The sequence below is a fragment of the Curtobacterium sp. MMLR14_002 genome (assembly GCF_001864975.1).
GTDB lineage: Bacteria > Actinomycetota > Actinomycetes > Actinomycetales > Microbacteriaceae > Curtobacterium > Curtobacterium flaccumfaciens.
Genome location: NZ_MJGT01000092.1, coordinates 1501 through 1847 on the forward strand (window position 1 = coordinate 1501; position 347 = coordinate 1847).

At 74.1% G+C, this 347-nt stretch carries 1 pseudogene; it reads left to right on the top strand.

Annotated elements, in window-relative coordinates:
* Nucleotides 1-347: pseudogene (locus BIU91_RS15115) on the top strand (proline--tRNA ligase); the annotation flags it as partial.

Here is a 347-nt window from a genome sequence, read left to right on the forward strand (position 1 = left end):
CGATCGGCGTCGGCGAGGACACCTTCGTCCGCAGCGCCGGCGGCTACGCGGCCAACGTCGAGGCGTACGTCACCCCCGTCCCCGAGTCGCTGCCGATCGAGGGCCAGCCGGAGCCCGTGCTGCTGCCGGCGTCGGACACCCCGACGATCGACACGCTCGTCGCCCACGCGAACCAGGTCGCGCCGCGCGAGGGCGCCCCGTGGACCGCTGCCGACACGCTGAAGAACGTCGTCCTCGCGCTCACCCACCTCGACGGCACGCGTGAGGTCGTGGTCGTCGGCCTGCCCGGTGACCGCGACGTCGACCTGAAGCGCGCCGAGGTGTCGTTCGCCCCGGCCGAGGTCGAG